The 6,691-nt window shown below is 62.7% G+C and carries 6 protein-coding genes and 1 pseudogene; 2 read left to right on the top strand and 5 right to left on the bottom strand.

Translation table 11 applies throughout. The annotated features are described in order from the left end of the window. The 3 genes from JCM21793_RS22170 to JCM21793_RS22160 all read right to left on the bottom strand — a co-directional run. Positions 1-754, bottom strand: a 754-nt coding sequence (locus tag JCM21793_RS22170) for an ABC transporter permease (RefSeq protein ID WP_036541481.1), incomplete at its 3' end; no start/stop codon positions are given. Position 755: 1 nt separating this feature from the next. Beyond that, positions 756-1,931 (bottom strand): ABC transporter permease, encoded by a 1,176-nt coding sequence (locus JCM21793_RS22165; protein WP_036541478.1) that lies wholly within the window; start codon positions 1,929-1,931, stop codon positions 756-758. Then, positions 1,928-2,995, bottom strand: a complete 1,068-nt coding sequence (locus tag JCM21793_RS22160) for an ABC transporter ATP-binding protein (protein WP_025031755.1) — start codon at positions 2,993-2,995, stop codon at positions 1,928-1,930. The genes JCM21793_RS22165 and JCM21793_RS22160 overlap by 4 nt, the downstream gene beginning before the upstream one ends. Between JCM21793_RS22160 and JCM21793_RS31105 the strand changes: the two genes are divergently transcribed. Continuing rightward, the gene (locus JCM21793_RS31105; RefSeq protein WP_280113551.1) at positions 2,979-3,107 is read left to right on the top strand and encodes a hypothetical protein; all 129 of its coding nucleotides are present in this window, start codon (positions 2,979-2,981) and stop codon (positions 3,105-3,107) included. The two genes, JCM21793_RS22160 and JCM21793_RS31105, sit on opposite strands and share 17 nt — an antisense overlap. 3 nt (positions 3,108-3,110) lie before the next feature. On the opposite strand, the pseudogene JCM21793_RS27800 reads toward JCM21793_RS31105, so the two are convergent. Continuing rightward, a pseudogene (locus tag JCM21793_RS27800) lies at positions 3,111-4,135 on the bottom strand (ABC transporter substrate-binding protein). Positions 4,136-4,209: 74 nt separating this feature from the next. Continuing rightward, the gene (locus JCM21793_RS22145) at positions 4,210-5,595 is read right to left on the bottom strand and encodes an aspartate aminotransferase family protein (RefSeq protein ID WP_025031754.1); all 1,386 of its coding nucleotides are present in this window, start codon (positions 5,593-5,595) and stop codon (positions 4,210-4,212) included. Positions 5,596-5,888: 293 nt separating this feature from the next. On the opposite strand from JCM21793_RS22145, the gene JCM21793_RS22140 reads away from it, so the two are divergent. After that, positions 5,889-6,470: a cupin domain-containing protein gene (locus JCM21793_RS22140; protein ID WP_025031753.1), complete on the top strand. Its 582-nt coding sequence runs from the start codon at positions 5,889-5,891 to the stop codon at positions 6,468-6,470. Positions 6,471-6,691 lie beyond the last annotated feature (221 nt).

Raw genomic sequence — 6,691 nt, 5'->3', positions numbered from 1 at the left:
CAAGCAGTGCGATGATGGCGAGTGCGATGGTGCCGACAATGAACAGGAAGGCTGCGGCGGCGATGGCCGGGCTGATGTTCTCGCGGATCGTGGCGAACATCTGCCGCGCCAACGTGCGCTGGTTGGGGCCTGCCAAGAAAAGCGTGAGAACCACCTCGTCCAGCGATGTGGCGAAGGCCAAGACAGCGCCGGACAGGATGCCGGGCATGGCGAGCGGCAGGGTCACGCGCCGGAACACGGTGACCGGGGATGCGCCGAGGCTGGCCGCCGCCAGTTCCACACGCCGGTCGATGCCGCCGAGGCCGCCGATCACGCTCACCACCACGAAGGGGATGGCGACGATGGTGTGGGCGACGATGACGCCGAAATAGCTCGACGCGATGCCGAACTGCACGAACAGCACCTGCATGCCCACGCCCATGACCACGGCGGGAACCACCATGGGCAGAAGGAAGAGGGTGCGCACCGTGCCCTTGAAGGGCAGGTTCCAGTTGCGCAGGCCAAGGGCGGCGAGCGTGCCCAGAACGGTGGCGAGCACGGTCGTGCCGCCGCCGATGACAAGGCTGTTGAAGATCGCCCGACGCCAGGCGGCGGCGGTGAACAGCTCGTCGAACCAGCGCAACGAGAATTCCGGGATCGGATAGGTGAGGAACTGGCTGGAGGTGAAGGCCAGCGGCAGGATGGCAACCAGCGGCGCAAGCAGGAAGATCACTGCCAGCGTGCCAAATGTGAGCCGGGCGCTCTTCAACAGCATGTCAGTTTCTCCTTTCTTCGGCCGCCGACAGTCGACCGTAGACCGCATAAAGCAGGAGGGTGACGACAAGCAGCACGATGCCGAGCGCTCCGGCCATGCCCCAGTTGGCCGAACCGGTTGCGTAGAATGCGATGACGGAACTGATCATCTGGTCGCCCGCGCCGCCGATGAGCGCCGGCGTGATGTAGTAGCCGATGGCGGTCATGAACACGAGCAGCGAGCCGGAGGCGACGCCACGCAGGCTGAGCGGCAGAAGCACCCGCACGAAAGCGCGCAGCGGATTTGCGCCGAGCGAGGCGGCTGCCGGCATCAGGTTGCCCGGGATCGAGATCAGGACGCTGTAGATCGGCAGCACCATGAGCGGCAGAAGCACATGGGTCATGGCGATCACGACGCCGGTGCGGTTGAAGATCAGGGCCAGCGGTTCGCTGGAGATGCCAAGCCCGGTGATGACCGCGTTTATCAGGCCGTTGTCCTGCAGGATGATGAACCAGGCGGCGGTGCGCACCAGAAGCGAGGTCCACAGCGGCAGCAGAACCGCGCCGAGCAGGAGCTGGCGTTTCCACCCTTCCGTGGAGGCGATCAGCATGGCGTAGGGAAAGCCGATGGCCAGGCAGGCGAGCGTGACGAGCGCGCCGATCCAGAAGGTTCGGATCATGATGTCGCGGTTGGCGGAGGCCTCCTCGGGCATGGCGACAATATTGCCGGAAACATCGCGCTCCAGATCGACGGCGGCGAGCAGATAGCGGTCTGTGGTCGGTGAAAGTGCGCCGGTGATGGCCTGCCAGAAACGGGGATCGTCCCAGCGTTCGTCGATCTCGGAAAGCGGTGGCGCGTCATCCTTGCGCAGGGCGCGGGTGGTGCGCGACATGAGCGTGCGGAAGCCGGGCTGGGCGCTGTTGAGACGGCGCGTCATGTCGCCCACGGCCTGCCGGTCATCGGCGGCGCGAAGGTCGGCGGCGAGCGCTTCCTTCATTTCTGCCGTGGGTGGCGTTTCCGGATCCCAGTTGGCCGCGACCTTTGCTGTCTGCGGGAGGATGCGCAGGACAGCGGTGTCGGAGACGGCCTGTGACATCATCGTGCCAAGCGGCCACAGGAAGAAAACCGCGATGAAGAGGAAGAGCGGCGCGACCAGCGCGATCGCGCTCAGATGCCCTTTTCCGCCCGTGCCGCTCATGAGCGGATCACCCAGCAGTCGTCCGGCTGGAAGCGGGCGGTGACATCCGCGCCGGGCGCATGCTGCTCGGCCTTGCGGTCCAGATGGATGACGAAATCATGCGCCTGTTCGTCGAGCTGGATGCGCAGGTGATTGCCCTGATAGACGCTGTCGGCAACTTTTGCCGCAAACTGGTTGTCGCCGCCATGCAGCGCGTCGAGGCGAATGCGTTCCGGGCGGATGGAAACGAGCACGTTTTCGCCCGGCGTGTAATTGTCGGAGGCCGAGGCCGTCAGTTCCGCGCCATTGGAGAGGCGCACGCGCAGACCGTCTGCGGACCTGCCCGCGACCGTGCCTTCCAGAAGATTGGTCTCGCCGATGAAATTGGCGACGAAGCGGGTCTGCGGATGGTCGTAGATCTCGCGCGGGGTGCCGATCTGCTCGATCTTGCCCTTGTTGAAGACGGCGATCCGGTCGGACATGGTGAGTGCTTCCGACTGGTCGTGCGTGACGAACACGATGGTCAGGCCGAGCCGGTTGTGCAGCGCGCGGATGTCGAGCTGCATCTGCTCGCGCAGATTTTTGTCGAGCGCGCCAAGCGGTTCGTCCATCAGCACAACGCGGGGCTCGAAAACGAGGGCGCGGGCGAGCGCCACGCGCTGCTGCTGGCCGCCGGAAAGCTGGGCCGGCCACCGGTCTGAAAGTGCGCTGAGCTGCACCATGTCGAGCGCTCTGGCGACGCGTTCGGCGATTTCGGCCTTGCCGACGCCGCGCATCTGGAGCGGGAAGGCGATGTTGTCGCCGACACTCATATGCGGGAAGAGTGCGTAATTCTGGAAGACGACGCCCATGTCGCGCTTGTAGGTGGGGGTCGTGTCCACCACCGCGCCATCGACCAGAATGCGGCCTTTGGTCGGGCGCTCGAAGCCGGCGAGCATCATCAAAAGCGTGGTCTTGCCGGAGCCGGACGGTCCAAGAAGGCTGACGAACTCGCCTTTTGCGATATCCAGTTCCAGATCGTCGACCACGCATAACGACCCAAAGCACTTGGTCACATGGTCAAATCGAATGCGTAATTCGCTCAAGAGCCTCTCCCCCGGCTGGCTTGATGTCGCGCTGTCGGAAACGATGGATCGTTTCGATGAGAGCAGCACCGGTCAGGGGATGGACGCCTTGCCCGGTGCGGCTCTCGACTAGTTCTTATTGAGCCAGCCAGGCGTTGAAACGCCCGGTCAGGGCTTCTGAATTGTCGATCCAGAAATCGACATCGAGCGCGATTGCGTCGGTGAGGTTTTCCTCGGTGGTCGGCAGCTCTGCCTTCTGGTCGTCGCTCACCATTTTGGCGGCTTCGTTGTTGGGCAGGCCGTAGGCCACATATTCCGGCAGCTTCTTCTGGTTTTCCGGTTCGCTGGCGAAGGCGATGAAATCCATGCCCGCATCGCGGTTCTCGGCGTCCTTCAGGATCACCCAGCTGTCGACCGCATAGATGCTGCCGGGCCAGACGACCTTGAAGTTGCGGCCCTCGGTGCGGTTGATGCCGGTAATGCGGCCATTATAGGCGGACGCATGGCAACTTCGCCAGAGGCCAGGAACTGGAGCGGCTGCGCGCCGGCTTCCCACCAGACCACATCGTCGCGGATTTCTTCGAGCTTGGCGAAGGCGCGGTCGATGCCCTCGGGCGTGGCGAGCACGTCGTAGATCTCGTCCTTGTCGACGCCGTCGGCAAGGAGCGCGAACTCCAGCGTGTATTTCGGGCCCTTGCGCAGCGAGCGCTTGCCGGGGAACTTTTCGGTGTCCCAGAAATCGGCCCAGGAGGCCGGGCCGCCATCGGGCAGCTTGTCGGCGTCATAGGCGATTGCCGTGGACCAGACGATTGCGCCGACGCCGCAATCATGCACGGCGCTTTCCAGGAACTTGTCCTCGCCGCCGAGCCTGTCCCAGTCGATATATTCGAAGAGACCGTCGCCGCAGCCCAGCTCAAGCTCCTCGGCTTCGACCTGAACGACATCCCAGTTGGGCGCGCCGGCCTTCACCTTGGCCTGAAGAACGCCATAGCCGCCGTTCCATGCCTCATCGAGAAGCGGTTTGCCGGCCTTTTCGGCAAACGGCTTGAAGTAGATCTCGCGCTGGGCGTCCTGATAGGTGCCGCCCCACGAGACGACCGTGAGGTCGCGTGCGTTTGCGGTGGTGGCGGAGAAACCCGCCACCGCAGCAAGCGCGGTCATTGCAAGCCAGTTCTTCATCTTCATAAGCATTCTCCTCCCATTGTGCTTTTCCGATTATGTGCTGGCGGTGCCCGTTATGCCGGCATTGCCTCTCTGGGCAGTTCGGCGAGCGCCTTGTCGAGGCCGGTCTTGAAGCGAGCGAGCAGGTCGTCGACCTCGCTTTCGGAGATGATGAGCGGCGGGCAGAAGGCGACGGCATCGGCCATGGCGCGGCTGATGAGGCCGGCTTCCTGGAGATGCGCGTTGACCAGTGCGCCAAGCGCGCCGGGTGTCTCGAGCGCCGTCTTGTTTGCCTTGTCGGTGACGAGCTCGACGGCAGCGATGAGGCCGACGCCACGCACTTCGCCAACCAGCGGATGATCGGCCAGTGCGGCAAGTCCGTTGCGCAGGCGGTCGCCCATGCGTGCGGCATTGCCCACCAGATCGCGCTCCTCGATGATCTTGAGGTTTTCAAGCGCAACGGCTGCGACAACCGGATGGCCGCTTGCCGTGTAGCCATGGCCGAGCGTGCCGATGCGGCCGCTTTCTTCCATGATCGGCTCGAACACCCGGTCGTTGATCATCAGGGCCGAAGCCGGCAGGTAGGACGACGAAAGCTGCTTGGACATGACCATGATGTCCGGCTTGATGTCGTAGGTGGTGGAGCCGAACATGGTGCCCGTGCGGCCGAAGCCGCAGATCACTTCGTCGGCGACCAGCAGGATGTCGTACTTGTTCAGAACGGCCTGCACCTTTTCCCAGTAAGTGGCCGGCGGGACGACCACGCCGCCGGCGCCCTGCACCGGCTCGCCGAAGAAGGCGGCAATCGTTTCCGGGCCTTCAGCCAGGATCGTGTCTTCCAGTTCCTTGGCGAGGCGGGTTGCGAATTCTTCCTCGCTTTCGCCCGGCATTGCTTCACGCCAGTGGTGCGGGGCGGTCATGCGCAGCACGTTCGGCACGATCAGGTCGAAGGACTTGTGGTTTGCCGGCAGGCTGGTGAGGCATGCGCCGGCGATGGTCACGCCGTGATAGGCGCGGTTGCGGACGATGATCTTCTTCTTTTCCGGCTTTCCGAGTGCGTTGGAGCGATACCAGATCAGCTTCAACGCCGTGTCGATGGCTTCCGAGCCGGAATTGGTGAAGAACGCCTTGCTCATCGGCACCGGGGCCATGCCGATCAGCTTTTCGGAAAGCTCGATCACCGGTCCGTGCGATTTGTGCGTGAAGGTGTGATAGTAGGGCAGCTTCTCCATCTGCTCGGTCGCGGCCTTCACAAGGCGCTTCTCGTTGAAGCCGAGCGCGACGCTCCACAGGCCGGCCATGCCCTCGATGTACTGTTTGCCATTGTTGTCGTAGACATGGACGCCTTCGCCGCGATCGATGATCAGCGGCCCGGCCTCGAGGTGTTTTTTCGCATTCGTGTAAGGATGCAGGTGATAGGCGATATCGCGCGCTTCGGGTGAATTGGGCTTGTCGGTCATCGGCTTGTCCTGCGTGGAAATGAAGGTATTGTTGCGGGATGAGGCTGTCTCATCGCCTCTCTCCTCTTTCTCTAGCGGTAGCACTCATTTTGCGGCTAGGCAATTCTCTGTTCTATATTTTGAGCGCTCATTCTCATTGCGACTTCGAAGTTACTGAAAATTATGCCCATCTGCGCATTGTGAAATTTCCTAGAGGCTAATATCTTGAGCGGATAGCAGCGTGTTTGCACGGTTCTGGCCCTGCGAGCGCGATGATGGAAACCAGAACGGGCAAAGGGTGCGGCGAAGGATTGATGGACGATTTCGACATTGGCTCCCGTCTGAAGGCCATGCGTACGGCCGGCAATCTCTCGCAGCGGCAGCTCGCCGAGCAGGCGGGCGTGCCCCATGCACAGATTTCCAACATCGAGAAGAACAAGATCAGCCCGTCCATCTCCACTCTGCGTAAAGTGCTGGGCGGCATGGGCGTCAGCATGGCGGATTTCTTCGAGCCTGAGCGGGAGGACAATCCCGGCCCCTTTTTCGGCAGGGATGAGCTTATCGATCTCACTTCGCGGGTGGCGATAAATGCAAACGCGCCGGAGAGCGGGCTTCTGGTTCTCAGGCAGATCGGCGACGCGCGCCTGCACAATCTCCAGATCCTGCACGAGGTCTATGAACCGGGGGCGGATACGGGCGAGACCATGCTGCAACACGCCTCAAGCGAGGGCGGCTATGTGGTGGAAGGCGAGCTGGCGCTGACCGTGGGTGACGAAATGCGCGTTCTGAAGGCGGGTGAGGCCTATCTGTTCGACAGCCGCCAGCCGCACCGTTTCCAGAATCTCTCCGACAGGCGCACAATCGTCGTTTCCGCCTGCACGCCGCCTTATCTTTGATGGTCCGTCTTCAACAGGCTGGACCAACGCAAGGCACTCATGGCCCTGTTCGCGCGGGGCGCTGCTTCTAAACTCCAGCAATGACGTTTTCGGGAACCCGAACCACCCGGAAACGGTTGGCTCGTAGAACGAGGATTTCCAATGGCCGGTCTTTTGATCTCGAGACGCAATCTTCTTCTTGGCGCGGGCGGTGTGCTGGCGACTTCCGGCCTGCCGCTGCG

The organism is Nitratireductor aquibiodomus NL21 = JCM 21793, from assembly GCF_000615975.1.
Lineage (GTDB): Bacteria > Pseudomonadota > Alphaproteobacteria > Rhizobiales > Rhizobiaceae > Nitratireductor > Nitratireductor aquibiodomus.
Note: the sequence above shows the minus strand (reverse complement) of the source record. Positions and strands in the feature narration are given on the sequence as shown.

Excerpts from the sequence above, each read along its gene's own strand:
- JCM21793_RS31105 (WP_280113551.1), top strand. The coding sequence starts at position 2,979 with ATGCGTAATTCGCTCAAGAGCCTCTCCCCCGGCTGGCTTGATGTCGCG.
- JCM21793_RS22140 (WP_025031753.1), top strand. The coding sequence starts at position 5,889 with ATGGACGATTTCGACATTGGCTCCCGTCTGAAGGCCATGCGTACGGCC.
- JCM21793_RS22165 (WP_036541478.1), bottom strand. The coding sequence starts at position 1,931 with ATGAGCGGCACGGGCGGAAAAGGGCATCTGAGCGCGATCGCGCTGGTC.
- JCM21793_RS22145 (WP_025031754.1), bottom strand. The coding sequence starts at position 5,595 with ATGACCGACAAGCCCAATTCACCCGAAGCGCGCGATATCGCCTATCAC.